We start from the raw sequence: 26,811 nt of genomic DNA on the forward strand, positions 1-26,811 counted from the left end.
TGCTGCGCGAACGAACAGCGCCGGTCACTCGCCGGCAGGGACTCTGGGCAGGCCTTTGCGAAGGGCCGTGCTCCGGCCCGCGTAGCTGTCAATGACTTTGACGCTACCGCTGCAGAGGCTGATACGGCCCGGACGGATGCGGGGCTCTGCGCAGGTTTCCAATGTCAACGGCAGAATGACAGCCTGGGCCCGGACGCCACAGGTCGAGGGCTTTCCCGTGGCGGGTCCCGGTGCTCCTGCGATGACTGAATAGGAACGCAGGAGCACCGGAAGCCGCTAAGCTTCGACGGTTTTGGTGTCGGGAGTGCTGGGGCCGCCGGCCCAGACCATAAGCACCGGCTCAGTGCCCCTGTTGTGGATCCGGTGCGGCACGTTGGGCGGGAAAGCAAGGGTGTCACCCGCCGAGAGTGGATACTCTTTTTCGCCGTCGTCCATGACCCCTTCGCCTGAGACGACGTAGAAGACCTCCCACGCGCCGTCATGGCCTGGATCGACGGCGCCGGTCTCGCCTGGGTTGACGAGTGAACTGCCGAACCAAAGCTTGTCGTTGCGGAAGTACTCGCGGCAGAGTTCCGGACCCTCATAGAAGACCTTGGCTTCGTCGGGACGAACGATGAAGGGAACAGTTTCGGTGGTCATTTCCTACTCCTTTGTTGCTATTGGTTGTTGAGTTTCTCTTGGGCGGTCGTTCGTCAGCGGGTAGCTGGCTCTTCCACTTTCGGCGCCACGTGATTGGTTTCCCAGAAATCGGCACCCCGGATGTTGAGCGTCTGTGGGTCAAACACCGGGTCGAGTCCGAGTTTCTTTTGCCGGTCGTAGTCCTTGCAGATCCTGAAGACCATAGGGGCCATGAAGACCAGGCACAACATGTTGATCCAGCCGATGATGCCGAAGCCGATGTCGCCGATTGCCCACATGGAGGTTGCGTTTACCACTGCTCCGAAGAAAGAGATGGCCAGTGCACCGATTTTCAAGACGGCGTCTGCAACTTTGCTTGTACGGTTGCCCATCAGGAATACGAGGTTGGTTGTGGCCACGTAGAAGTAGAAGAGCTGGCAGGTGAAACCGAACAGCAGAACGGCCACGGCTACGAAGCCGCTGCCCCATCCGGGAACCATGGTGTCAATTGCTGCCTGGACAAAGTTCGGTCCCGGGGTGACTCCGGGGAGTCCGTTCATCAGGAATCCAGTGTGGCCGTCGGAGACGTTATAGGTTCCAGAGAGCACGATCATGATGCCGGTGGCCATGCAGATCAACAGAACATCGATGTAGATGCTGAAGGACTGCACGAGGCCCTGCTTCCCGGGGTGGGAAACCTGGGCCGCGGCTGCTGCGAAGGTTGCTTCGCCGTTGCCGTTGGCCGAGGCGAAGATTGCACGGCGGACGCCCCAGGAGACGGCGGCGCCGACAATGCCAGCAAAGATCTGGTTCGCGCCGAAAGCGGACGTCACAATGAGGGTGATGGCCTCCGGGACTTTCGTGATGTTGAAGGCGATCACGGTCAGGGCGGTCAGGAGGTAACCGACGGCTAGTACGGGGACCAGGATCTGGGCTGTTCGAACGATTCGTTTTGTTCCGCCGATGATGACAACTGCCAGAACAACCGACACGATGATGCCAGTGATCCACGGTTCTACCCCGAAGGCTTTTTCAGCACTGGTGGCGATGGTGTTGACTTGAAGGCCGGGAAAGACGAATGCGTAGCCGATCAGCCCGATGCCGCCGACGAAGGCGGCGACACGCGGGGCTTTGAGGCCGTACTTGATGTAGTAAGGCATTCCGCCCCGGTCTTCGCCGTTGACGCGTTCTTTGAACGTTTGAGCCAATACAGCCTCTGCGTAACCGACAGACGAGCCGACGAGGCCCGTGATGGCCATCCACATCAGCGCGCCGGGGCCCCCGAAGCCGATGGCCGTTGCCACACCGGCGATGCTCCCCACGCCGACACGGCTGGACAGCGCAAGCATGAGGGCCTGAAAAGGTGTAAGTCCGGAGGTGCTGTTTTCTCCCTCGCGGACCTGGCGGAGCATGTCGGGGAATTTCCGGAACTGTACTGCTTTGGTGCCGATGGTGAAGACGACACCGAGTCCCAGGACGAAGTACGCCATTGGATCCCAGATCCAGCCGCTGATCGTCGAGAGGATTTCTTCCATTGATGTTTCCGTTTCTGGCTTTAGCCGGAGGCGGCTGCTTAGGTGTTGAGAAGTTTCAGGGCGTGCTCGAGTCGCGTGAGGCGATCCGGGGAGAGGTCGAGGAAGGGTTCCCTGGGGGAACCAACCGGTACACCCTGCATTCGCAGTCCGGCTTTGACGGCCTGGGAGAACGGCAGTTCCAGCATCGCGTCAATCACGGGGTAGACGCGGGCCCACTTCTGACGTGCACCGTCCACATCGCCGCTTCGCAACGTCCTGACAACATCAGCAATCTCATTTGGGACTACGTTCGCTGCGCCGGCCATGATGCCGGCGGCGCCCTCCACCAGTGCGCTGAGCAGGAAGCTGTCCCAGCCGACAATCAAGGAGATGTCGTTGCTGTAGTAGTGGATGAGCCGCAATGCCTGTTCCCAATCACCGCTGGAATCCTTGACGTATTGAACGTTGGGAATTTCGCGGCCGAAGCGGGCGAGCGTTTCAGCGTCGAGGTTCACTCCGGTCACGCCGGGGTTGTTGTAGAGCATGATGGGGATCGTGATGGAGGCGGCCACTGCCTTGAAGTACTGGGTGATTTCTTCGATGGTCAGTGCTTCGTAGTACGGGGCGGCGAGCATGACGACGTCGGCGCCGGCCTGCTCAGCTGCCTGGGCAAGATTGATGGCTCGTTGAGCGGTGAGGGACCCTACGTTGGCTACTACGGGTACGCGCCCGGCGGTGTGTTTGACGACGACGCCGAACACGTGGATGCGCTCTTCATCGCTCATGGCGGAGACCTCTCCGGTGCCGCCGCCGGCGACGAGGGCGTCGATTCCTGCGTCGACGGAGCGGTCGACCAGCAACCTCAGCAGGTCATCGTTGATGGCGTCATTGTCGTCAAACGGGGTCGAAAGGGCGGTGAGGACGCCGCGGATTTCCTTGGACATGATTGTCGTTCCTTTTCTGGTCCGGAAGTTTCTGTGCAGGGCAGGGCTAGATCAAGCCGCGCTGGTGTTCAGTTGACAGCAGGCTGGCGGCCTCTTGGGCTGCGGTGAAGCCTGAGCTGACGGCGGTTTCGGTGTAGAGGGTCCCGAGGTAGTCGCCGGCGAGGAAGATGCGCTCTGAGGGCTTGGTCAGGATCGGCTGGAGCTTACTGCGGCCGGGGAAGCAGTACGGTGAACCGAACTCGAACTTCTCGACGCGGGCTTCTTGGACAATGTTTTCGAAGCCCGGGAAGATGTCATCGAGATCCCGGATGTAGGTCTTGGCGATGGTGTCTTCGTCGATGTCCCACAGCTTCCGGCCGAGGCTGGCGGGGGAGAAGGTCATCATGCTCCCGCCGGGCTGGCGTTCCTTTTCGCGTCCTCGAACGTGGCTTCCCTGATTGAGTGCCACTGTGAAGGACTTGTTGGCCGTTGCGATGCCGTAGGTTCCGTCGTACGGCATCGGGTGGGTCTCATTGGTCAGGAATGCCCCGGCGACGTGGGGGCCGTATTCGATCTGAGAGAGCGCCTCGCGCAGGTCATCGCGGAGGTTGACAGCGACCCGGTGGGTGATCGGCGCGGGGGTGGCCAGGACTGCGGTGCGTGCCTTGATCTCGTGAGCTACCCCGTCCTTGGTGTAGCGAACAACGACGTGGTCCTTGTTCTGGATCACTTCGTCCACGGCTGCGCCGAGTTCAATCCGGTCCCGGATGGTCTGTGCGATACCTTCGGTGAGAGTGGACGCGCCCCCTGAGATGGCCCGGCCCAGACCCTGACCGATGTTCCAGATCAGGCTGAAGTAACCGATGCCTGCCCCGGCGGACAGCTGGTCCGGATCCGCGGCAGAGCGCATCACGACCGGGATGAAGAACTTCTTCCCGTCCTCGGAGAGGTTGCCGATGTAGTCAGCAAATGTGCGGTCGTTCTCGAAGTCGTAGATGCGTTGCTGGCGCACTTCTGGGGTTTCGCCGGGGCGGGCGGCGACCGCACGGGTGTATCGGAGCACGTCGAGGGCAAGTTTGGCTCCGGGCTTCATGATGGACAGGCGGCCCTTGTTCGACATGGGGAACCGGAAGGGATAGGTCATGACCGGGCCGGTGGTCAGGAATTTTCCATTTAGTGCCATGCCCTGCAGTGACCCGGGGATTCGCGCGGAGCGGGTGCCGGTTTCTGCCAGGAGTTCGGAGGTCGAGCTTCCTCCGCCGGCGTACATGTGGCCACCCCAGTTCATGACGTAAGAGCCGCGTTTTTCGGACATGACTCGTCCGCCCACCCGCTTGGGGTCAGACTCGAGGACCTGAATGTCCCAGTGGCGGAGCCGCCAAGCGGCGGACAACCCCGCCAAGCCGCCTCCGATGATTATTACGTCCTTCATGGGGTTTTCCCTTTCACCTTTGAAACTTTGTAGCTGGATGACCGTCAAACGGCTGGTGGGGTTCTCCCCACCGCCAGTGCCGGGCGGTGGGGAGAAATTTATGGTGGCCTAGTGGGGATCCTGAGCCGGCTGGAGCAAGGGTTTGAGCGATTCCTGAAGTGTCAGGTAACGGTCAAACAGTTGGTCGTAGACGGCCGCGTTTTCCGGTTGAGGCTTGAACGTTCGGTCGACCTCGACGGCGGACATCGCAATCGGTGCGGCGGTTTCCCAGAGGCCGATTCCTACTCCGGCGATGAGGGCCGCGCCGCGGCACGCTGCGCTTCCGGCCCCGTGGAGGGTCCGGACGGGGATTTGCGTGGCATCTGCCTTGATCTGGCACCATGCATCGCTCTTGGAGCCGCCGCTGAGCGAGATAATTTCTTCGACGTTGACACCCAGTTGGGTTGTCGAGTCGATCATTCGCCGCAGAACCATGGTGACGCCTTCCATGATGCCTCGCGACAGATGCTGCTTTTTGTGGGCAAGCGTCAGCCCGAAGATCACACCGCGGGCATAGGGGTCCAGGTCGGGTGGGCCGGATCCCTGCAGGTGGGGGAGCACTATGAGCCCTTCGCTGCCGGGATCGACCTGTTTCACTTCCTGGTCGATGAGGTAATAGGCGTTGATCCCGCAGAGTTCTTCGATTTGGGTTTCAGCAGCGCAGAACTCGTCCCGGTACCAGCGCATCACCATTCCGCCGGTGGAGAAGTTGTGCAGCATGTACTGGCCCGCAACGGCTGCAGGGAAACATGGGACCCGGCCCGCGGAGTCCAGTGCAAGCTCTTCCACGATGGTCACACTGGTCAGTGCAGAACCGGTGCTTTCCGAGAAGATGCCCGGGACGGCGTTGCCTACGCCAAGGGCGCCGCATGCTTGGTCCAGAGCGCCGACTGACACGGGAAGTCCTGCCGGAAGACCCAGTTCCGCGGCAGAGTTCTCGTTGAGTGCTCCCACGATTTCGCCTTGAGCGGCCATTTCGGGCAGCTGGTCGGTGGTGAGGCCGAGGTATTCCAGCATTTCCGGCCAGTACTTGCGGGTGTTGATATCCCAAAGGATCGTAGAGCACAGCAAGGAGTCTTCGCTCACCAAGCGGCCGGTCATCCGGAAAACAAGATAATCCTTGAGCAACACGAACTTAGCGGTGCGTTCGAAGACTTCCGGCTGGTGCCGCTTGAGCCAAAGAATCTTGGCTGCCGGCCAGATGGCGTCCATGGCAACCTGGCCGGTCGTCTTATGAATGGCGGGACGACCGAAGTGCGCCTCGAGTTCTTCTGATTCGGCGGTCGCCCGGTTGTCCATCCACACGATCGCCCGACCGATGGGGTTGTTGTCGGAGTCCAGGCACAACATCGTTTCACCCTGTGCCGACAAACCAAGAACACTGAGATCTTTGGATGTGATGGAAAGGTCCCGCAGGACACCCCGTACGGCAGAGGCGAAGGTGGAGGTGTAGGTATCGGGGTCGAGCTCGACGTAACCGGCCTTGGGTGTGAGGAGAGAGTATTCCTCGGAATGGCTTCCGACCTCGGCACCTTCTGCATCAAAGACCGCAGCCTTGATCGCCGTGGTACCGACGTCAACGCCCAATAGGTAAGAACTCATCGATCTGCTCCAATGCTTGCATCAATGTTGACGAGCTCCTGGAGGTTATCGCGGAATGAACCCCCGGGCTTGAAGGCACCTTCGAACAATGCGCCACCCATGGTGTAACCGAAAGGCCCGATTTCCTGCATGCGACGAATCTTCTCTGCTGAGTTGATGCTGCCTGCGATGATCAAATTCTCGCCGCCGAGGTGGTGCTCCACAAGCTTTGCCAGCTGGATCGGGTCACCTTCCAAGTAGCGGTAGGCCACGAGGTCGATACCGTCAACGCCGAGCTCGCGCAGCCGGTTGGCATCGGCAACAATGTCTTCGGTTGTGCCCTTCAACTCAATGGGTGAACCGCCGACGTTGCCGCAGAACGGGAAGTACTTCAGCCCGGCGGCGTGGACCCTCTCCAGGACGGCTTCGGAGAAGACGCCCCCGGTGAAGTACTCAACACCGCAGTCGATGGCCAAGGATGCGGCGTCCAGCAATCCCTTTTCGTCGAAGTTCACAACCTCCAGGACCGAGGTTTTCCCAGCTTCCTTGAAGTCGTTGACCAATTGCTCCATTTCCGATGCCGGCAGGCCGACGTCCTTGAAGCCCCAATATTGGACGGGAAGGTCTGCTGACTCCCGGAAACATTCACGAGCATTGGAAACAGTCACGTCGTTGTGAGTGAGCATGACGATGATTTGGGGTTTCATATGGCGGAATTCTCCAAGGTCGAGTGGCTGACTGTGAGTTAGTGCGTCGGGACGCGACAGTTATCTGCGGAGCGCTTCTTCAAGGCCAACGTCGTTGATCATCCTCTTCGAAGCGCCTTCGGCACGGCACTCTCCCCTGACCGGATCAAGGGCGTTAGGCCGTTAGAAGTATTGGGAGTAGTCCCAACTATTTGCTAGTTGTCCTACAACTCTTCATCGACTATAGGTGAGCATCATCACGGTGTCAACGCAATTATGAACCTCAAGTTGTCCTACTTTGTGTACGATGTTGTACATGCAAATACAGGTTGACTTCAAGGGAGAAGGACCGGTTGCGGGAGCGATTGATTCGGGCCAGCGCCAGAGTGTGACTGCCAGAGCTCTTGAGTCTTTGCGGCAGCGATTGTCCGAGGAAACCTGGGCGGCCGGAGATCGGCTCCCATCGGAGCCGGCGCTGGCGAAGGAGATGGGTGTAAGCCGGGTGAGTGTGCGGGGTGCCCTCGCGCAATTGGAAGCAGAGGGACTTCTTACTCGACGTCATGGGTCCGGAACGTATGTAAACTCGGTGCGTCCCCTCGTGCGGAGCCTGCACCTTAACATCGGATCCGATGAGCTCATTAGGACACGGGGACACATCCCCGGAATCGCCGAAATGTCCTGGCGGCACGAAATGGCGGATGGTGAAACCGCTGGCCGCTTGGCTATTGACGTGGGTGACCCGGTACTCCATCTCTACCGAGTCCGCACCTCGGACGGCGCCCCGGTTACCGTCTCGCATGACTATCTCTCCGCCGCGTTGATTCCGGACCAGCCTTTGAGTCTCGGGCCATCGCTTTATGCTTTTCTGTCGACGGTGTGCGGTATCGAGGTCAATTTCGGCATCGCATCGCTTGAACCCACCGTGGTCACGGAAACGCTGGCCTCGATTTTTGGTGCTAGGCCCGGGGAATTATGTTTGGTCGTGAAGCAAGTGGATTACGACCAGGCCGAGCGGCCGGTTTCATATTCAGTCGAATACCATCTTTCGTCCGCCTTTGACTTCCAGTTGGTCAGGCAGGGCCCTTCTTCCCCCGGTGCGCGCACGGCCTGATCCAGGCAGGATTTGCCTCACCACTACATGCCTAAAGCGCCGGACGGAATACTCCGTAACCCCGTGACCACGGCCGGATTGGCGGTGGCCACGGGTACTCGCTCCGCATTCGTGCCCAGTGGTCGATCATGGTGGCCTGATGAGGCCTTCTATATCTCCGCACCCAGTGGCACGCGGGGTGCCGCGAGTGTACGAATGACGTCCTCGGCCACCCGGTCCGCCTCAACAAATGCTCCGTGCGATCCCGCCGTCGTAGAACTCCAGTCACCTGCGAAATGGAGTCCGCTAACCGGCCGGCGGATATCATCGAGGGCTTCCGCCCGGCCCAGGCCAAGGAGGGCGAAGCAGTGCTCCCACGTTTGAATGTGGTAACCCTTGATCCTTCCACGCAGCGCAGGAGCAACTGCGAGGAAATCCTCAAGCCATTCCAATTCGGCGGCCGCGTTGCCCGGCAAATCCGGCTGATAACCCGACTGGTTTGCGTAGCACATGTAATGCACTATCCCCGGGCTTTCGCTGCTGCGCCAGCGCCCGGGGGTTGAGTTGAGGATGCAGTCGAAACGGTGACCAACAGTCGTCACCATGCCCCAGTCCCGGTACTTAGGGAGATCTGTGACGTCGGCGGCGATAACCATCGTTGTGTTGCCCGGAGTCTCGGCAGCTTCGAGTGCGGTTTTTTTCCATGAGGGCAGGTCGGGTGCGATCTGATCAATCAAAGGCGCAGGAATAGCCAAGAGCACCTGCCTGGCTTCCAGCACAGTTTCCCCTTCTGGGGTCTCTGCTGTGACTTTGTAGACCCCGTGTCCGGGATCGAGTGCCACACTCGTCACGGTAGTAGAAACGCTCACGGCGCCGGGGTCCAAACGTGCTGCCATGGCCAGCACAATGGATTGCATCCCGTCAATGAGAAGCCGACGGTTTTCGCTCTCGTGCGCGGGATAACTCGCGAAGTACCGCAGAGCGTACTGCGCGATGATCTCTGTTGGATCACCGACAGCTCCAGCCCGGATGGCAGTTGCCACAATATTACGAACCTTGGGTGACAGTTGCCCGAGGCGCTCGGCCACGCTTAACGAGGACAGCTCTTCAGCCCGCTCTGTGAAGACTCCACCGCTGGTCATTGCCTTGTACTCGTCAACGGATTCATCGAGGATCCGGAGCAATTCATCACGTTCGCGGGCGTCGAGGGGCAAACCCGCCACGACTTTTTCATTCGTGTCTCCGACCGACGTGACGCCGCCGTAGCGAATGCCATAAGTGCGCGGTTCGAAGGGGATCGTGACGAGACCAAGTTCGCCCACCAGCTCATGCGTCCTGGTCCCGACGTATACAAACTGCGCACCGGTGTTGGCAGTGCCGCCAGGGAGCTGGACGCTTTTCGTTCTGCCGCCGAGTTGGTCTGAGGTTTCAAGAACTTTTACTGCAAGGCCGGATTCCCGCAACTGGTACGCAGTCCCGATGCCCGCGGGACCCCCGCCGACAATAACCAGATCAAAAACGGTCATTCTTTTCCCTTCCGATCCGGCACACCAAATCCGTGCCCCTGTGGTTCGGCACAGATGCGAGCTCCTTTGATCAGAGGCTCACCGCTGAGGCGGGGTACCGGTCATGTGCATCGTCCTCGGCGGTCGCCGAGAGATTCATTTCGCTGTTGTCCCACCGTCGAGACGGAAGCAACTGATCGAGATTTCCACGAGTTGTCACACAACTTGCAAGCCATGGAAATGCTAGGTGGAGTCGGTGCTGTAGTCAATGAATCCCGGCCAAATAAAGGGAAATCGGGTTTCCTCGGAGGCTCAGTCCGCCGACATGAGATTTTAAAGTGATCTCATGTTTTCCCAAAGATGTAGACAAGTCTGCGAACCCTGTCTAAAGTGTCATTAGGCGGAAGTTGTGAGACACACCACAGTCCGCCCTAACCGAGCAAGTCACGCGGCCCCTGCGGAAACGGCACCTTCAGTGGACCGATCTCAGGGTTATGCGTCCGCTAACTGAAGGAAATGAAATGGGCTTAAGCTTTGGCACAAAAGCTCCCAAGCTGGCACTGTCCGGAGACGTCGTGGTCTCTGGCCTCGGCAAGAGCTATGGGACGAGCCGCGTATTGTCAGACGTTAATCTGACGATGAACGAGGGCGAAGTAGTCTCCATCATTGGGCCGTCCGGGGCGGGCAAGAGCACCTTCCTACGCTGCCTGAACTACCTGGAAATCCCAACTGAGGGTGAAATCTCCATTGGGGGTGCGCACGTGGTCGCGGGCGGGAAGCTGCCGGAGAAAGCGAGCCTCGATCACCTGCGTCGCGTGACAGGAATGGTGTTTCAAAGCTTTAACCTCTTTCCGCACCTGACCGTCATGGAGAACATCACTTTGCCCCAGCGCAAGGTACTTGGATCATCGAAGGAGCAGGCCGAAGAGGTCGCCAATAAACTGCTCAAGCGCGTCGGCCTGCCAGAGAAGGCCAAGGCTTACCCGGCACGCCTCTCGGGTGGCCAACAGCAACGCATTGCGATCGCCCGGGCGCTGGCGCTTTCGCCCAAAGTCATGCTCTTCGACGAACCCACCTCAGCGCTGGACCCTGAGATTGGCCTCGAAGTCCTCGCCGTTATGCGGGACCTGGCAGAGGAGGGCATGACCATGATGGTAGTTACGCATGAAATGCACTTCGCCCGCGACGTCTCCAGCCGCATTATGGTCATGGGGAACGGAGGGGTGCTCGAAATCGGGGCCAGCGAACAAGTCATGACCCAGCCGGCGAACGAGCGTACCCGGCAGTTCCTCAAGGCCGTTCTGGACCGGTGAGAAATTCATGAACCCCCAACTGCTGTCCTCAATCGCCCAAGGCATCGGACTCACCCTTTACGTGACAGGGGCTTCGCTCCTGATCGGTGGCCTCATTGGTCTTGTCCTGGTCGGAGCTGCCCGTTCCCCGATCGGGATTATCCGTACCATCGCCAACGTCTACATCAACGTCGTCCGGGTCATTCCGCCAATTACCTGGCTCTTCCTGATCTACTTCGGGCTCCCGCAGTTCGCCTTGCGGTTGACCACAATCCAGGCAGCGATCATAGGATTTTCCATCATCGCCTCAGCGTTCATGGCCGAGATCTACCGCTCAGGTTTGCTGAGCATTCCTGTCGGTCAACGCGAAGCAGCCCACGCTCTGGGTCTCAGTAGTATCACCACTGTCGGACACATCATCACCCCCCAGGCATTCCGTGTCGCACTCCCCGCGATCGCCACTTATGGCATCGGGTTGCTTAAGGATTCGGCTCTGGCTTCCACCATTGGTGTCCGCGAAATCACCTATTACGCCCAGCAAAGTGCAAAACAGACTAATGAAGGTCTTCAGGCGTTCGTCGTAGCCGGCGTGCTTTACATCCTGATCAGCCTTGTCGTCGCTCTCATCTCGCGCAGGGTCGACCTCACATTGCGTCGGAAGATCGGAGTGGCATGATGGATGTGTTCTCCCAGTGGCTTGAATGGTTCCCAAACCTTCTCCCAGGGCTGATAGTCAGCCTCCAGCTGACAGGGCTTTCCCTTCTCTTCGGGTTCCCGTTCGGACTTCTCCTCGCTGTCATGGCCACAGCGAAGTTCGCTCCGTTTCAGTGGATTTCCTTCTTCTTCGTAGAGATTGGACGAGGGCTGCCGGCCTTGGTGCTTCTTTACCTGATGTACTTCAGCCTTCCGGATGCCGGCATTATCCTGAATTCGTTCACGACAGCTGTGATCGCTTTGAGCTGGAACACCGGAGCCTACGCCTCCGAGTACTTCCGTGCAGGGCTGGCAGCGGTTCCGCTGGGCCAGAAGGAAGCGGCACTAACCTCTGGGCTCCGAGGCTGGACTGGATTCCGCCACATCATCCTTCCCCAGGCACTCCGGATCTCCACGCCACCCCTGGCCGGCCTCGCCGTCCTTATTTTCCAGGGAAGTGCTCTGGCATTCGTTATAGCCGTGCCAGAACTGATGTCAAAGGCCTCCGAGATCGGCTCCATCACTTTCGAGTACCTCAACGTCTATGTACTGACGGCAGTGATCTATGGGTCACTTACGCTCGTCTTCCTTGCTCTGGTCAGGGTGCTTGAATGGCGCCTCGGCCGTCACCTACAACGCAACTGATCCGCTTCGTTGCATCAACCGGGGTGTTACCCCACCACCCCAGCAAAGAAAGAGAAACCATGTCACGAATCCCTCGTACTCTCGTGCGCGCGCTTTCCGCCGGTACCGCCGCCGGTCTGCTCGCCATATCGCTCGCCGCTTGCGGTGGCAGTGACTCCGCAGGCGTATCGGCGGACTGCACCCCAGCGCACAAGGACCTCAAAACGGTCACGCCGGGCGAACTTACAGTCGCAAGCTATGATTTTGCCCCCGCAACAGTCCTGAATGGCGACAGCCTTTCGGGCATGGAAGGTGACCTGATCAACGAGATCGCCAAATTGGAGTGCCTCAAGGTTACGGTCAATTCTTCAGGTGGCGCGGGTGCGGTGATCTCGTCAGTTCAGACCAAGCGGGTCGACATCGGATCGGGAAACTGGCTCCGTACCAAGGCACGCACAAAGATCGTCTACCTGAGCACTCCGCTGTGGAGCGATCCCCAGGCCGTCGTCTCCACCCAGGGTCTCACCAGTGACGACCTCGCCGGTCACGTGGTCGGCTCGACATCCGGAAACCTCTGGAACGACAGCATGCAAAAGTGGCTTGGAGACAAGTTCAAGGTCTACCAAGACGATGAATCGCTCTTCGCTGACCTGAAAGCGGGCCGCATTGAAGCCGCCCTGCAAGGCGCTGCTTCAGCCCAGTACAAGCTCAAGCAAAACCCGATTGACGGTGCCCAGGTGATCAACGTCAAGCCAAACCCGAACGTCCCGGAATTTGGCGCCGTAGGACAGGTCATGTTGCCCTCGAGCCTGGAAAACGAGGCTTTCGGCAAGGCGTTGGATGAAGACATCGAAAAGCTCCGCAAAGACGGCACCATCAAGACCATCCTCGAAAAGTACGGAATCGACCCCGCCGCCGGCGAACCAGGCGCCCCGAGCGAACTCTAACCCGGGTTCTGTATCCACAAAGGCGGCGCTGGACCTCGTCCAGCGCCGCCTTAGGTATCCCCTCGTCTCGTCAAGGGGCATCAACAGTAAGAAGATCGGGCCTATGTAGAGCGCCCGGTCTGGCGAACCGATCCTAAGGAGTAGACCAGTGAGTGGAATCATTGTTGTCGGAGTCGACGGAAGTCCCACAGCCAGAAAGGCGGCCGAAACCGCACTGGAGCTTGCCACAGCGCTGGATGCGACTCTTCATGTGGTGTCAGCCTTTGATAGCGATCGCTCCGAGGTGTTTGGTAGCGGTAGCAGCAAATGGCTGCTGTCCGATGAGGACAAGGCCGACCACGTTGCCCGCAGCGTGGCTGACACCCTGGGTGGGAATATCGAGATCACACATGCCTCAGCCAGTGGCAGGCCAGCAGATGCCCTGATCCGGGAAGCGATACGCAAGGAAGCCACTATCATCGTTGTCGGCAACCGCCGTATGCATGGCATAGGCAGAGTACTCGGCAGTGTCGCGAACAGTGTCGCCCACAATGCGCCCTGCGACGTCTACATCGCCAACACCTACGACTCGGAATAGACAGGCCACCGGGGCAGAACCATCTTGGAAACTGTCGCTTACGGCGACATATACCCTCGTTTCGGCCGGCGCCGGTGGCCGGTTCTTGTCCAGCAGTGCATGTTTCAGGACTTCACTGCAAATACCCCAGCGCTCCAGCCAGAATGGAACCAGGAATGACCTCCAGGAAAACGATAGCCGCAATCGATGTCCACACCGGCGGCGAGGCCGGCAGAGTCTTGCTCGATGGCCATTTATGGGTGAAGGGCGCCGACATGGCCGCCCGATTGCAGTACTGCCGTGAACACCTTAATGACCTCCGGCGGCTGGTCCTCACCGAGCCTCGAGGGTACCCGAGCCTTCTCGGTGTCCTGGTCCTTCCGCCGGTCAATCCGGAGAGCGACTTCGGCATCATTGTGCTCGAGCAGGGGTCCTACACCCCAATGTCGGGGGCAAACCTGATATGTGCCGTAACTGCGCTGGTCGAAACCCAAAAAGTACCCGTCACGGAACCAATAACCTATCTTCAAGTCGATACAGCCGCGGGCACGGTAGCAGTCCGCGCGGAAGTGTCAGGCGGACGTGTCATCAACGTCGAAATCGACAACGTTCCGGCCTTCGTCGTTGCACTCGATCACGTCCTGACACTTCCCGGATACGGTGAAGTTGCCGTCGACATCGTCTTTGGCGGTCAGTACTACGTGCAGGCACCAGCCGAAACCTTCGGTATCAAATTGAACCCGAACTCCGCTGAAGACATCATTCGCGCAGCCAACGTCCTGCTCGCCGTTGCCCGGCGGGACGTGCCTGTGAAGCATCCCCTTCAACCCGGTATCGACCACGTCGCGGTTCCTCTTCTCTACGGTCCGGCCGAAGGCCCGGGTGCCCACGGAAGGAGCACCGTCGTCATCCCCAATGGAAGTCCAGACCTGGATGACCCCCGCACATGGCGCGGCGGAACCCTGGACAGGTCGCCCAGCGGAACCGGAACAAGCGCCCGGATGGCGGCTCGGTTCGCCCGCGGAGAGCTTCAGCTGAACGAACCGTTTGTCCACGAAAGCATCCTGGGCACCACGTACACCGGCCTTCTCCGCGGAGAAACCCGGGTCGGCGATCACCCCGCGGTACTACCCACGATCAGCGGACGCGGCTGGATCAGCGGCTTCCACCAGTTTGTGATCGACTCCGATGATCCCTTTCCTGCCGGTTACACCCTCGGCGACATTTGGGGTCCCAGCCAGGACTGAAAGCAAAGTCGCCCGCACTGCCCGGCACCTCCGTGGTTCATGCATCGGAGGCACCTATACTCGATGCATGACTACTGAGCGGGCCGAAAAGGCTGAAACTGCCGCGCCCGATTCACGTACTGTCGATGCCGCTGCACCCGGTCCGTTGGAAGATGTCATTGCGTTGCAGGTAAGGCGGCGCCGACTGGAAACTGGAATGTCCGCTGCCAAGTTGGCAGCGGAAACGGGATTGTCCAAGGCGATGATCTCCAAGATTGAGTCGGCAAGCACTTCGTGTTCCCTGACGACGCTACAACGGCTGGCGGAGGGCCTGAACGTGCCCGTCACAGCTCTCTTTCAAGGCGCTGACACCGAGCGTGAAGCCACACTGACCAAATCGGGCGAAGGCAGTGTAACGGTTCGGACAGGTACCCGCCATGGTCACGAATATCGTTCCCTGGGGGCGTTAAGGAGGCGGGAACACGCCATTGAGCCCAGCTTGGTCACGCTGACCGATGCCTCTGCTGTTTTTCCGCAGTTCCAGCACAGCGGCACCGAGTTTATCTACATGCTCGAAGGGCGCATGATCTATAGCCATGGATCCTACGAGTATGAGCTGGCCCCGGGGGACTCGTTGGTCTTTGAGGGCGAAGGTCCGCATGGCCCTCTGCAGTTGTTGGAGCTGCCCATCCGGTTCCTGGCAGTGACAGCGCCCTGATCTCCGGGCTGAACTGATGGCGTTGACGTCAACGACTGGCGGTCCGATACAGCCCGATCAGCGCCAAAGTTCCCTGGCCTTGGATGAGGTCAGGTTCGCCCTTTGCACCGAATACTGTATCCAAAATGTTCAGTTCCCTTCCGCGGACGTGAGCTTGACCCTCCAACAGGACAGCAGCCTGGTAGGACCGCAGGAGGTGCTCCTTCATCGGGATGATTGACACGCTGCCTCCGGCATGGCCCGTGCGGCACATAAGGTTCAGGTTTTTTACGGGCCCTTTGGGCAGAGTTGCTCTCGTGGGTATCCCGCCGTCGAACGCCAGCGGCTGATAGTGGGAAGCCAGCCGGGATTTGCCATTAAGCGACAGGTGTAGTGGTCCGCCGTCGACAACCGTTAGGATGCGCCCGACGCCGGGAAGCGCAGAGAAGTCTCCGGGCTGCCCGACGTCGGCTACGGAAAGCCGCCAATCCCAGCGGTCGCCTGCTGCGAAGCTGACGGTGCCGTCTTTGCTGATGGCCCCCGATGCGATGACTTTTACGGTACCGCTCCCATTGATCCAGTGGGATTCGGCTATATCGCTGTAACTGACGATTTTCATCAGGAGCGGGAGGGAGAGCCGAGCATCTCCGGTTCTTCATCGACGAGGTAGGCCTCTTCGGCGTGGGCTGCGAGGTCTATTCCGCGAAGTTCGTCCTCGGGCCGGATCCGCAGGCCGACTGTTACCTGGACGAGCTTGGCGACGAGCCAGGTAGCTACAAAGGAGTAGAGAAGTACAGCACCGGTGGCAAGCGCTTGGGTTCCGAGAAGCCCGAGACCGCCTCCGTAGAGCAGTCCCGCGGTCTTGTTGGGTGCTGCTTCAGTGGCGAAGATGCCGATGAGTAGGGTGCCGATGATGCCGCCGACCAAGTGAACTCCGACGACATCGAGGGAGTCGTCGTAGCCTAGCCGGTATTTCCATTCGACGGCCAAGGAGCACACGGCTCCGGCGATGGCTCCGATGGCGATGGCGCCCAGTGGGCTGACAGCGGCGCAAGCTGGGGTGATGGCAACGAGCCCGGCAACGAGTCCGGAGGCGGCGCCGATGCTGCTGGCCCGGCCGCGGCGGAAGCGTTCGACGGCGATCCAGCCCAGAAGCGCGGCGGCGGCTGCTACTGACGTGGTAAGAAAAACGACCGCGGCAGTGTTCCCTGCTGCGAGGGCGGATCCTGCGTTGAATCCGTACCAGCCGACCCAGAGGAGTCCGGCGCCGACGAGGACGAGTGGGCGGCTGTGTGGCTTGACGTGTTCGCTTTTGGGCCATCCGGCGCTGCGGCCAAGGACCAGGGAGAGGGCGAGGGCAGCCACTCCGGCGTTGATGTGGACTGCTGTACCGCCGGCGAAGTCGATGGCTTTGAGGTTGTTGAGGATCCACCCGCCGGTGACGCTGCCGTCGGCGGAGTTCAGGGCGAAGACCCAGTGGGCGACGGGGAGGTAGACAACAGTGGCCCAGAGTGCGGCGAACAGCATCCAGGCGCCGAACTTCATGCGTCCTGCCGCTGCACCGGCGATGATGGCTGTAGTGATGCCTGCGAAGAAGAGCTGGAATGCGGCGAACAAGGCTGGGGGGACGGGGGCGTTGGGGTCGTCGGCCAGCAATTGTTCCAGCCCAAGGTACTGGGTGGGGTCGCCGAGCAACCCGGCACCACCGAGGGAGTTGCCGAACACGGCGGAGTAGCCGAAGGCTGCCCAGAGGACGGCGACGATGCTGACGCCGCCGAAGCACATCATCATCATGTTCAGGATGCGGCGTGAGCCGACCATTCCCCCGTAGAAGAGGGCCAGTGCGGGGATCATGAGACAAACCAGGGCCGAGCTGACCAGCAGCCAGGCGACATTTCCCGTATCCATGGGAAACCCCTTTCGAACGGATTTTGTTGGGTGCGGTGGTACGCGTGGGAGCGGGTGACCTCCGCCCCCACGCGGGTCTAGGGTGCTATGCGAGGGCGGGGGTGTCCCAGAGATTCAGTACGGTGCCGATGTTTTTCTCCTCCGCTGTGCGGTAGAGGTCTGTTGCCCAGGCGACGTCTTCGATGGGCATGCCGCCGACGGAGTACAGGATAATTTCTTCGTCGTCGCGGCGGGCCGGGAGCTTGCCGGTTGCAATGTCGGCGATTTCTTCGATCTTTGACGCGGGAAGCTTGCCTTCTCCCAAGAGGCCGAACCAGTGAGAGCCGGGAATGCCGAGGATTTGGTAGGCGGTGGGGCCGTATTCTTCGAGCCAGGCCTGATAGAGGCCTTCGGCGTCGATGACCAGCCGGGCGTCGCCCTGGAGGAAGTCGTCGTCAAAGCGGGCTGCTGCCGGCAGGAGCAGGAGTGCGCCGGGCTTGATGGCGTGCTTGGGGAAGTAGGGGAAGGCGTCGCTTCCGGCTGCGTCGGTGGAGGTTGTTGCCATGACGACGTCGGCCTCGGTGATGGCCTCTTCGATGGTCGCGGCAGCGGCTACTTTGGTGAGCTGGGGGAAGGTGGCCTGTGCCCAGTCAACGAAGGCCTGGGTGCTGCCGGTGCTGCGGCCCTTGACGTAGAGGGTGTCGATCGAGGGGCGAAGGGCCAAGGTGGTGGACAGGACGGAGCGGGCGATGACGCCGGGTCCTACGACGGCGGCGACTTTTGCATCCGCTTTGGCCAGGTGCTTGACGCCGACGCCCGGGACGGCGCCGGTACGGTATGCGCTGAGGAGGTTGGCGCTCATGATGGCCAAGGGGGCGCCGGTGTCGCTGTCGTTCAGAACGAAGACGTGGATGGAGCGCGGCAAGCCCTTGGCGCGGTTTTCGGTGTTGGAGCCGTACCACTTCACGCCCGAGGTGCCGAAGCGGCCACCCAGGTAGGCCGGCATGGCCATGAAGCGCCGGTCGGGTCCGTCCTTGGGCATGCCCTCGAACTCAGGGGCTGCCGGGAAGGTGATCATGGCTCCGTGGGAGTTTCCGTTTTCGCCGGCCATTCGGTAATCGCCCTGCCGGAGCAGGACAAGCGCTTCCTCCATGACATCGGTGCAACGCACCAAATCGCCTACGCCGGCTTTGATCATGTCGGGTTCGCTGAAGTAGCGGAAGTTGATTGCGGTGGACACAGGTACTCCTTTGTGGATCATGTCATGAAACGTTGATAACTACTAGTAAACGCTGTTCGGGTTTCCGGTCTGTCATCCGGATGTTTCCGACATGTAACTTCCGCCGAAAGCAAGGCCCCCGCGCGTAGAGCACCCGCGCCGACGGATCGGCGCGGGTGCTCTATTGTTTGTTCAGCTCAGAAGGCTGGCGAGGGCGTCGGCCAGGACTCGGGCCCCGGTTTCGGCGTCTTCGTCCAGGACGTGTTCCTCGGGCGAGTGGGAGATGCCGCTCGGGTTCCGAACGAACACCATCGCGGTTGGGACGTAGGGGGAGAGGACTCCGGCGTCGTGTCCGGCACCGGTGTCCAGGATGGGGGCCTCCGGGAGGGCCAGTTGAAGTGCACCTTGGAGGCCGGGGTCGAAATGAACGGTTGTACTGAGCGACTCTTCGCTAAGAGTGACTGTGCAGCCTTCCTCGGCGGCGATCAGTTGGGCCTGTTGGTGGATGCTTTCCACCACGGATGCTGTGACCGCGTCATCGGGGTGGCGAACGTCGAGCCAGAAGTCCACGCGCGAGGCGATGACATTGGTTCCGCCGGGAACCGGCTGCAACCTACCCACAGTGGCCCGGGCATGAGGCTGGTTCCGGGCGGTGTCGCGGATCGCGACGACGGTGCGGGATGCTGCGATCATAGGGTCGTGGCGGTCTGCCATCAGCGTTGTTCCTGCGTGGTTGCCTTGGCCGGTGACGCTTAGGCGCCAGCGGCCGTGGCCCAGGATGGACGAGGCGATGGCGATGGGCTGGTTGAGGTCGATCAGGCCGCGTCCTTGTTCGACGTGCAGTTCCACGAACGCACCGATGAGGCCCAGCAATTCTTCGTCCTTGCCGATGTGGCGCGGATCCAGACCGTTGGCCTTGGCGACGTCGGCGAAGGTGTTGCCATCGGGGTCACGAAGGTTCCGGGCCTTGTCGGGGTCGATGGCGCCGGTCATGAGCCGGGAGCCGAGGCAAGCGACCCCGAAGCGGGAGCCTTCTTCTTCGGGGAAAACCACGACAGCAAGTGGCCGGGTCGGGACGGTGCCGCGGGTTTTGAGGATGTCAACGGCCACGAGGGCTGAGGCGACTCCGAGGGGGCCGTCGAAGGGGCCGCCGCCTGGGACGGAGTCGAGGTGGCTGCCGGTGACCAGGGCGTTGGCACGGTCCCCGCCTGGGGTTTCCCACCAGGCCCAGGTGGCGCCGTTCCGGTCGGTTTCCACGGCCAGGCCCCGCTGGATGGCTTGGTGGATGAACCATTCGCGAAGGTCCAGTTCTGCGGTGGAGTACACGGGGCGGGTGTACCCGCCGCGCACCGGATCGGTACCCAGGTTGGCGATGTCGGAGAGCAGTCCGGTGACCGTTGCCGCCCTCGTGCCTTTCTGCTGTGTGAGGTTGCCGGTGGTGTTGGCCATTAGTGGGCTCCTGCTGCAGTTGCCTGGGCGGCGAGGCGGAACTGTTCGGGGACGGTCCCGGTGCCGGTGGCGAGGTCGGCGGCGAATTGGCCGATCAGTGGCGCGAACTTGGCGCCGTGACCTGAGCAGGGGGAGAGGATGGTGATGCCTTCAGCGCGGTCGATGATGAAGTCTTCGGTGGGGGTGTTGGTGAACAGGCAGGTGGTCTCCGCGTACGGTTCGGGCACTAGGCCAGGCAGGTACTTCTCGACGTAGTCGATGACCCGCCGGCGGTTAACCGGGTCGATGACCCCGTCCTGGCTTGCGGCGGATGGCAGAATCTTCCCGCCGTTGTATTCGGCGACCTTTTGACCCCGGAAGCCTGCATCGCGGCCTCCCGGCAGGCCGTAAGACTGCCAACCCTCACGCTTGTGGATGAAGGTTGGCCACGAAGCAGGGGCGGTGCCGTCAACGTAGGGGAAGTGATAGGCCTGCTCCTGCCGAACCTCGAAGTCCGGGAAATGCTCAAGGAAGGAAGTCGGCAGAGACAGGGACCCTAGTAGCTTGGGAAGCCACCCACCCGCTGCAACGACAATGTTTGCTGCCTTGATCGATCGCCCATCAAGGGACGTCAGAGTGTAGGCACCCGCGGTCTCGGTGATGCAGGCCAGTTCCCAATTGGTGTGCAGAGCAGCGCCGTGGTCCACCGCTTGGTCGACCATCGCCTCAACGGATTCGTGGGCGTCGATGACACCGGCGCCGGGGTGCCAGAGAACGTCGGTGTCGAAAGCGATCTGGCCCCATCGGTCCTGGGCTTCTTTGGCGCTGAGGAGTTCGTGCTCAATTCCGTGGGTGGCAAGCGCTGCAGCAAGGCGTTCGGGCTTCCGGACGGCGCCGTAGTCCACCGCGCCGGTGGGGGTGATGAGCTGCTTTCCGGACAAGCGGGTCAGTTCGTCCCAGCCGGCCTTCGCTTCCACGACCAGGCCCGTGTAGAAGGTGTCCGGGTAGGCGTAGCGGAAGATGCGCGCCGAGCCGTGGGAGCTTCCAGCGTCGTTGGCAGGGGTGGTGCGTTCCAGCAGGGCAATGTCGTGGCCGCGGGCGGCGAGCTGCCAGGCCGTGGCAGCACCGGACAACCCGGCTCCGACAACGACGTATTCGAACGATTCCATGAGTGGCTCCTGTTGTTGGTTGCGTTTTCTGCGCTGAATCCAGTTACCCACCCATCAGGTGCCTGCGTCCAATATCATTTTTGAAGGAATTATTGTTGTCAATCGAAAGAATGGTCTATGGAACTGAGGCAGCTTCGATACTTTCTCGTCGTCGCGGACGAGCTGCATTTCGGCCGGGCGGCTGAGCGCCTGCACCTGACCCAGCCGCCACTGACAGTGGCGATTCGGCGGTTGGAGAGTGAGCTGGGCGTCCAGTTGTTTGATCGGACCACCCGTCGCGTTAGCCTGACCCCCGCCGGCGAGGCCTTCGAGAACCGGATCCAACGCGCCGTGAAAGAACTCGACGACGCTGCCGGTGACGTTGCCAGCGTTGCTGCCGGACAAAGCGGCCGCATCAGGGTCGGCTTTGTTAGTTCCGCAAGCTACACCACCATTCCCGAAGCGATCAGGACCTTCCGCGAACGCCGGCCACGCGTGGAGTTGATCCTCAGCCCACTCACCAGCGGGGAACAAATTGAGCAACTGCTCGACGGCGAACTGGACCTTGGGTTGGTCCGTGACCCTGGCGAAGTTCCCGGCCTAAGACTGGAAGCCCTAACCTCCGAGGAGTTGGTCGCTGTCCTGCCGGAAGCTCACCCGCTGGCGGCGCGTGACGAAATTCGGCCTGAAGACCTAGAAGGTGAGCCGATGATCCTCTTCCCGTATCGCCTCATGCCGGGTTTCATCGCCCGGGTGCTGAGCCTCTTTGATGAGTTGGAAACACCCCCACAAGTGGTTCAGCAGGCCATTCACCAAGAGACAGTGCTCGGTCTTGTGGCCGCAGGGCTGGGAGCGTCGATTCTTCCCGAGTCCGTAGGGCGCTTCCAGATGCCCGGCGTCGTAAGCAGGCCCATCTCGGGGAGCCCCCAGACGACCCTCTATGCGGCTCGAGGAAGAAGGAGCCACTCGCCCGCCATCGACCAGTTTGTGGAGTGTCTGCGCGCTCCATCTGGCGTTACATAGTTGAAACCCGTGAGAGACTCGCCGGAAAACCAATTTGTTTACTCTTGTTATTCATAGTTTACTGCTGCTACACAGAGCATGAAGGAAGATATGAAGAAGAGAAGCCTTTTGGCTGCCAAGCGATCTTTAGCGGTTTCCCTGAACTCAGGCCTCAGGACAGGTGACCATTGCCCCCACAGTGGTTGGTGGGCTGTGGAAGGCGACCCTGAATCAGCGAGATTTGTCAGCGAGGGAGCCGTGATGCCCGCACATCGAGGCTTGGCAGTTGGTTGGTCACGAATTGCCGCGGGAGCGACGGCACCCACTCAATAGACCAAGCCGCCTTTGGGTAAACTCGCCTGTCCCGTTGTGGTGACATCGGCCGCGGTTCCGCGGAAACGCTTCCGCGGATGAGCGCTCGGGTATCGGATGTCCACGCTCAACGCCGCACAAGGTGGTGCTTTCGAGAACCTTTGACGGAAAGCCCCGTTAGTACGCCTCTTGACCACAGTCGATCTTACGGCCCTGGGTGGGCGTTGCGTTTCGAGCGCCTAAGGCTGTTGTCTCTGCCCAATGCTTAAAGGGGTAAGGGTGGGAATCTATGACGATTCCCACCCTTACCCCTTCTGGATAGAAGCAGTCGTGCCCGCCGCCGCTGTCAATCGCTCAGCAATTTTCGCCTCCGCGAAGAGTCTTCAGTTGTCTGGCTAAGCGACGGTCGTTTCTTTTTCGGAGTCCTGAAGGTGTGGGTAAACAGCGACGAAGCGGCTGTACTTGTACTCTCCGCAGGTGTAGGGCTGCTTTACAGCGGGGTGCTCATTGTCCACACAGGTCGGTACCGTTTCGACGGGCGCCTGGAAGTCCAGATCGATGAAGAACGGGATGGAGTACCTGGCTTCTCCGCTGGTGTTGATAACGCGGTGCAGGGTCGAAGAGTAGCGGCCGTTGGTCATGAATTGCACGAGGTCGCCGATGTTGATCACGAAAGCTCCCTCGACGGGCGGGGCCGTGATCCACTCTCCCTCGCTGTTTCGAACCTGAAGGCCTCCCACGGCGTCCTGGGAAAGAATTGTCAGGAACCCGTAGTCGGTGTGGGCGCCGATGCCCATCTCCGCCTCGGTGATCTGCCCCTTCATAGCGGGGTAGTGCAGGAGCCGCTGGATGGTGATGGGGTTTTGCTGCAGCTTCTCAAAGTAGTCAGCAGGAAGGTCGAGGCTGATCGCGAAAGCACTGACGAGCTTGCGGGCCAGCGCCATCATGGCGTCGTGGTATTCATCGCACACCGCAGCGAATCCGGGGAGTTCAACCTCCGTCGGCATCAGGTTCGGGCCGAAGAAGGGAGAGACCTCTTCACCGTCTACGCCGTAGTCAAAAACTTCCTTGAGGTCCCGAGTCTTCTTCGGATCTGCATTCTCGCCATAGGGGGGGATGTAGCCGCGGAGGGTCGGACCGGACTCTGCGACGTGCAAGCGGTCTTTAACCTCTTGGGGGAGTTCAAAGAACTCCTTAGTGGCCTTGTACACCCGGTCGATCAGGTCCTGCGGGACTCCGTGGTTCTTGACGTAAAAGAAGCCGACCTGTTCACAGGCCTTACCAATCTGGCTGGCCACGCTCTCCTTGTCGCTTCCGTCGATCAGCTTGGCAACGTCAATCACCGGAATCTCGCTGAACGCGATCTGCTTGCCGGCGAGGTTGCTGTCCAGTGTGAGGGTCATGGGGCACTCCTTTATGGTGGTTTGAGGCTTGTTGGGCGGCGTTTCCGAACAGAGTTCGCTGAGCCGTTACTAAGAGTGTGGTTTGTGTCACCCCCAAGGACAAGCAAATGATTTCGGGCCTGATTCATCAAAAAATTTTGTGAAAAGGAGTTCTTGTTCTACTTCGACAAGGGCTGCTCTTTTCCCTCGAAGGCGCGACGCAGCATCAAAGGAAACGGTCGCGGCTCCCGATGGAGCCGGACATCAGTTCCACGAAGGATGCGGCCTGCCCGGTGCTCAAGTCGACGTTGGGATTCAATAGTCCTCGCGGGCCCAAGGGGCCGAGTTGCGACCTTGTTTACGCGATGTTCAGCGGATCGCCCTCGGCTCGAACTATTCGATCAGACAGGCTGAGCCGCCACGTCCGCGGTTATGGCCGAGCACCACGGTCCTCCAGCAGACGGCGCGTCAGAACGGCTACTCGATGGTGGGGAAAATCAGACTCGTTGGCTTCGGGCCGCTGGTGAACAGACTTGAGGATGAAGCATGAATAAGGCCGAGCGCCTCGGCGACCAGCGGATGGCCGGCGGCGCCTTTGCGTGTTACAGCCATGATGCGGCGGGCCGGAGCGGGTTCGCCGGAGAGCTGGATTCGTTCGACGGGCCACCGTTGGTCGATGCTCCCCAGTCGAGGCATCAGCATTACGCATAGCCCCTGAGCGACGAGTGCTGCGCCGGTTTCCCATTCGTCAGCTTGATACGCCATGTTTGGCGTAAAGCCAGCCGCGACGCAAGCAGCAACAGTCAGCTGGTGATACGCGCTGCCGGGAGTGCCAATCGACCAAGATTCCAATGCCGCGTCTGCCAGTGTGACGGTCTGACGGCCGGCCAGGTGGTGTCCGGCAGGCACAACCAGGTCTAGGGGGTCGTCCAGCAAGAGCTGTTGATCGAATCTTCCATCGCTAAGGGGTGGCGAATCTGCCGTCACCATGACCAGAGCAAGGTCCGCCTCTTCCCCTTCGACTAGGCGGAAGCAGTTCGAAGGCTCGGCTTCAATCAACCTGACCCGGAGCCTGGGATGCCGATCCCTCAAGGTGAGTGTTGCGTGCGGCAATAAGTGCGTTGCTGCGGTGGAAAATCCGCACATTGTAAATTGGCCCGAAAATTCCTCACTTGTAGCCGCCAGTTCGCTGCGCAGCAGTTCGTACTGCGTCTGCATCACTTCAGCATGCCTCAGCACGATGCGTGCAGCAGCAGTGAGCTTGATTCCGCGCCCTGCAGGTTCAATGAGTTTCACTTCCAGCTGTTCAGAAAGTTGGCGCAGCTGGTACGAGACGGCTGACGGCGTGTAGCTGGTCACAGCAGCTACGGCCGCGACACTGCCATAGCGCTCAAGCAGCTGCAGAACCTTCACCTTTGGATCAAGCATCAGAACCGCTGCGGCCGGATGCGCCACTATCGTCCGGGCGATGAGTCGAATTTCGAACCCCTCGCGATAGGGGCGTCCATGCTTCGATCACAGCTTCCTTCACTTCTACACCTGTTCGGCTAGTCGGAGGGTCCGCGATGGATGCTCTGGGCTACGGCGCATCTTCTCCCAGGGCCTCTTATGTGCAAACGCAAAGCAGGCGCGGATACCCTGAGGCAACCTCGTTCCATTGCCGGGTTCCGACAAATGGGGCTGTAATCGGTCCCGCTTAGCCTAAATTTGTCCTACAACTTCTGAGCCAAATTTAATGAAGCTCAAACCTGAAGTCAACAAGCAGTCGCTGACCTTCCATGTCACGCGAAGCGGCAACGCCAGATGGAGTCGATCAGCCTCCGCCACAAACGGGGATAGCCGGGCCATACCCTACCCAGAGCAGCCCGAGCATGTGTGAGCTGCGCGATCATTATGCAAATTTTTTATTCAAAGACCGCAGTAATCATTTGCTTGTCCTTCGGGGTGACGGCCGACACACTTTTGTCTATCAGCACGGCGAATTGCCGCTGAATTCGCCCCACATTTAGGAGGATCCATGGCCCCCGTATCGCAAAGCACCGCCTCCAACCGGCAGACAACCTTTGTCGAGATTCCGCTGGTTTCCCGCCCGCCCCGCGCCGATACCCAAGCCAGTTCTGAAATCGGATCAGCTCGGGGTTGCGCAGGATGCGTGGAGCGGAAGTGCCTCTCCAAAAGCACGGCGTGACAGTACCGAAAACGGCTCTGCTGCCCGTCTTTCTGGGAGGGCGCGTGAAGCCGACGAGGCGCGGAAAACAATGTCGCGGCGGGCGATCTCGCCCATGACAAGCGAAACCCAACAACTACACACGTGGATCCCTCGCCAGAATTCACGCCCGGTCATCAGGAGAAACACATTGGAAGAGATGCGAGGGCTTGCCTGGAGCCGTGGTCCCTTTGTCGGATCAGCGGTGGTGGCCGGAGCCTCCTATGGTGAGCAAAGCACAACCCTGGAACTCAAGACCTTTGCTGGCGAGAACTTCGACTTTACCGTCCCCGCCATCCCTGATCACGCGGGCGCGGCCGCTTTCTATCAAAGCAGCTTGCGTCCGATATCGGTCAAGATCCGGCAAGGCGGTGAACATTGCACCGCGATCGCGCTGTCCATTGAAGGGCCGCGGAGCTCAAGTGTCTCCCTTAGTACCGCTCTTGCATTGCTTCACAGGGGAGTTCATACAGTCGTCGAGGGCGGCCTGCACTCGGATGTAGTCTGTTCTGCCAACATGCACGAGCACGAGGTTCCTTGCTGACATGATTTGGACGACCGGAACGTGCGGCCAGCGAGGGCGCTGCCCTGCTCGCAAGAATCGCAAGCAGAAACGTTCAACGGAATATAGGGGAGGGAACGAGCAACCGTCGCCGAGGCGGCCACCGACAAGAAAGAGCCGCGATCGTCGCGCTCGGCTCGATTTGTTTGCCCACGTCGGGGCGGTGGCGCTTCGGATCCTTCTGTGCAGGCTTCCCAATCCCGAACCGCAGGCCTGGAAAGATGCCCAGGCGGATCACGCGC

General features: G+C 60.4%; 24 protein-coding genes. 10 read left to right on the forward strand and 14 right to left on the reverse strand.

What is annotated here, in order from left to right:
• Positions 1–276 precede the first annotated feature (276 nt).
• The 6 genes from J3D46_RS23820 to J3D46_RS23845 all read right to left on the reverse strand — a co-directional run bounded on the left by J3D46_RS23820 (position 277) and on the right by J3D46_RS23845 (position 6,814).
• Positions 277–639, reverse strand: a complete 363-nt coding sequence (locus tag J3D46_RS23820) for a cupin domain-containing protein (protein ID WP_253469545.1) — start codon at positions 637–639, stop codon at positions 277–279.
• A gap of 53 nt (positions 640–692) precedes the next feature.
• On the reverse strand, positions 693–2,153 hold the full coding sequence (locus tag J3D46_RS23825) for a sodium:alanine symporter family protein (RefSeq protein WP_253469548.1): 1,461 nt from the start codon (positions 2,151–2,153) through the stop codon (positions 693–695).
• A 38-nt stretch (positions 2,154–2,191) separates the two neighbouring features.
• Positions 2,192–3,076, reverse strand: a complete 885-nt coding sequence (locus J3D46_RS23830; protein ID WP_253469551.1) for a dihydrodipicolinate synthase family protein — start codon at positions 3,074–3,076, stop codon at positions 2,192–2,194.
• Positions 3,077–3,122: 46 nt separating this feature from the next.
• Positions 3,123–4,487, reverse strand: coding sequence for an NAD(P)/FAD-dependent oxidoreductase (locus J3D46_RS23835; RefSeq protein ID WP_253469554.1), 1,365 nt, complete (start codon positions 4,485–4,487; stop codon positions 3,123–3,125).
• Between the two features lie 108 nt (positions 4,488–4,595).
• The gene (locus J3D46_RS23840) at positions 4,596–6,128 is read right to left on the reverse strand and encodes an FGGY-family carbohydrate kinase (RefSeq protein ID WP_253469557.1); all 1,533 of its coding nucleotides are present in this window, start codon (positions 6,126–6,128) and stop codon (positions 4,596–4,598) included.
• A complete protein-coding gene (locus J3D46_RS23845) occupies positions 6,125–6,814 on the reverse strand; it encodes a hypothetical protein (protein ID WP_253469561.1) in 690 nt (229 codons plus the stop codon). The genes J3D46_RS23840 and J3D46_RS23845 overlap by 4 nt, the downstream gene beginning before the upstream one ends.
• Before the next feature lie 295 nt (positions 6,815–7,109).
• Here J3D46_RS23845 and J3D46_RS23850 point away from each other — a divergent pair, with 295 nt between their 5' ends.
• Positions 7,110–7,904 carry a GntR family transcriptional regulator gene (locus J3D46_RS23850; protein WP_374110857.1) on the forward strand — a complete coding sequence of 265 codons (795 nt, stop codon included), beginning with the start codon at positions 7,110–7,112 and terminating at the stop codon, positions 7,902–7,904.
• A 149-nt stretch (positions 7,905–8,053) separates the two neighbouring features.
• Here the strand turns inward: J3D46_RS23850 and J3D46_RS23855 are convergent, their stop codons facing one another.
• Positions 8,054–9,409 carry an FAD-dependent oxidoreductase gene (locus J3D46_RS23855; protein ID WP_253469566.1) on the reverse strand — a complete coding sequence of 452 codons (1,356 nt, stop codon included), beginning with the start codon at positions 9,407–9,409 and terminating at the stop codon, positions 8,054–8,056.
• Between the two features lie 500 nt (positions 9,410–9,909).
• Here J3D46_RS23855 and J3D46_RS23860 point away from each other — a divergent pair, with 500 nt between their 5' ends.
• The 7 genes from J3D46_RS23860 (at position 9,910) to J3D46_RS23890 (ending at position 15,444) form a co-directional block, all read left to right on the forward strand.
• The gene (locus tag J3D46_RS23860; RefSeq protein WP_253469569.1) at positions 9,910–10,701 is read left to right on the forward strand and encodes an amino acid ABC transporter ATP-binding protein; all 792 of its coding nucleotides are present in this window, start codon (positions 9,910–9,912) and stop codon (positions 10,699–10,701) included.
• Between the two features lie 7 nt (positions 10,702–10,708).
• Entirely contained in the window at positions 10,709–11,356 is a 648-nt protein-coding gene (locus tag J3D46_RS23865; protein ID WP_253469573.1) for an amino acid ABC transporter permease, read from the forward strand.
• On the forward strand, positions 11,353–12,018 hold the full coding sequence (locus J3D46_RS23870; protein WP_253469576.1) for an amino acid ABC transporter permease: 666 nt from the start codon (positions 11,353–11,355) through the stop codon (positions 12,016–12,018). The genes J3D46_RS23865 and J3D46_RS23870 overlap by 4 nt, the downstream gene beginning before the upstream one ends.
• A 59-nt stretch (positions 12,019–12,077) precedes the next feature.
• On the forward strand, positions 12,078–12,944 hold the full coding sequence (locus J3D46_RS23875) for an ABC transporter substrate-binding protein (RefSeq protein ID WP_253469579.1): 867 nt from the start codon (positions 12,078–12,080) through the stop codon (positions 12,942–12,944).
• A 148-nt stretch (positions 12,945–13,092) separates the two neighbouring features.
• Positions 13,093–13,521, forward strand: coding sequence for a universal stress protein (locus J3D46_RS23880; protein ID WP_253469583.1), 429 nt, complete (start codon positions 13,093–13,095; stop codon positions 13,519–13,521).
• 155 nt (positions 13,522–13,676) lie between these two features.
• Positions 13,677–14,747 carry a proline racemase family protein gene (locus J3D46_RS23885; RefSeq protein WP_253469586.1) on the forward strand — a complete coding sequence of 357 codons (1,071 nt, stop codon included), beginning with the start codon at positions 13,677–13,679 and terminating at the stop codon, positions 14,745–14,747.
• Between the two features lie 67 nt (positions 14,748–14,814).
• Positions 14,815–15,444 (forward strand): XRE family transcriptional regulator, encoded by a 630-nt coding sequence (locus tag J3D46_RS23890; protein ID WP_253469589.1) that lies wholly within the window; start codon positions 14,815–14,817, stop codon positions 15,442–15,444.
• Between the two features lie 28 nt (positions 15,445–15,472).
• Here J3D46_RS23890 and J3D46_RS23895 read toward each other — a convergent pair whose 3' ends face one another.
• The 5 genes from J3D46_RS23895 to J3D46_RS23915 form a co-directional block, all read right to left on the reverse strand.
• Positions 15,473–16,042, reverse strand: coding sequence for a HutD family protein (locus J3D46_RS23895; protein ID WP_253469592.1), 570 nt, complete (start codon positions 16,040–16,042; stop codon positions 15,473–15,475).
• Entirely contained in the window at positions 16,042–17,331 is a 1,290-nt protein-coding gene (locus J3D46_RS23900; protein ID WP_253469595.1) for an ammonium transporter, read from the reverse strand. The genes J3D46_RS23895 and J3D46_RS23900 overlap by 1 nt, the downstream gene beginning before the upstream one ends.
• Before the next feature lie 85 nt (positions 17,332–17,416).
• Positions 17,417–18,550, reverse strand: a complete 1,134-nt coding sequence (locus tag J3D46_RS23905) for a tyramine oxidase subunit B (RefSeq protein ID WP_253469598.1) — start codon at positions 18,548–18,550, stop codon at positions 17,417–17,419.
• Between the two features lie 171 nt (positions 18,551–18,721).
• Complete coding sequence (locus J3D46_RS23910) at positions 18,722–19,978, reverse strand: allantoate amidohydrolase (RefSeq protein ID WP_253469601.1); 1,257 nt, start codon at positions 19,976–19,978, stop codon at positions 18,722–18,724.
• On the reverse strand, positions 19,978–21,126 hold the full coding sequence (locus tag J3D46_RS23915) for an FAD-dependent oxidoreductase (RefSeq protein ID WP_253469603.1): 1,149 nt from the start codon (positions 21,124–21,126) through the stop codon (positions 19,978–19,980). The genes J3D46_RS23910 and J3D46_RS23915 overlap by 1 nt, the downstream gene beginning before the upstream one ends.
• A 117-nt stretch (positions 21,127–21,243) precedes the next feature.
• On the opposite strand from J3D46_RS23915, the gene J3D46_RS23920 reads away from it, so the two are divergent.
• Positions 21,244–22,128 carry a LysR substrate-binding domain-containing protein gene (locus J3D46_RS23920; protein ID WP_253469606.1) on the forward strand — a complete coding sequence of 295 codons (885 nt, stop codon included), beginning with the start codon at positions 21,244–21,246 and terminating at the stop codon, positions 22,126–22,128.
• A 686-nt stretch (positions 22,129–22,814) separates the two neighbouring features.
• On the opposite strand, the gene J3D46_RS23925 is transcribed toward J3D46_RS23920, so the two are convergent.
• Positions 22,815–23,822: an isopenicillin N synthase family oxygenase gene (locus J3D46_RS23925; RefSeq protein WP_253469609.1), complete on the reverse strand. Its 1,008-nt coding sequence runs from the start codon at positions 23,820–23,822 to the stop codon at positions 22,815–22,817.
• A gap of 456 nt (positions 23,823–24,278) precedes the next feature.
• Positions 24,279–25,229, reverse strand: coding sequence for a LysR substrate-binding domain-containing protein (locus J3D46_RS23930; protein WP_253469612.1), 951 nt, complete (start codon positions 25,227–25,229; stop codon positions 24,279–24,281).
• Positions 25,230–26,083: 854 nt separating this feature from the next.
• Here J3D46_RS23930 and J3D46_RS23935 point away from each other — a divergent pair.
• Complete coding sequence (locus tag J3D46_RS23935) at positions 26,084–26,551, forward strand: hypothetical protein (protein WP_253469615.1); 468 nt, start codon at positions 26,084–26,086, stop codon at positions 26,549–26,551.
• Positions 26,552–26,811 lie beyond the last annotated feature (260 nt).

Source organism: Paenarthrobacter sp. A20, from assembly GCF_024168825.1.
Classification (GTDB): Bacteria; Actinomycetota; Actinomycetes; order Actinomycetales; family Micrococcaceae; genus Arthrobacter.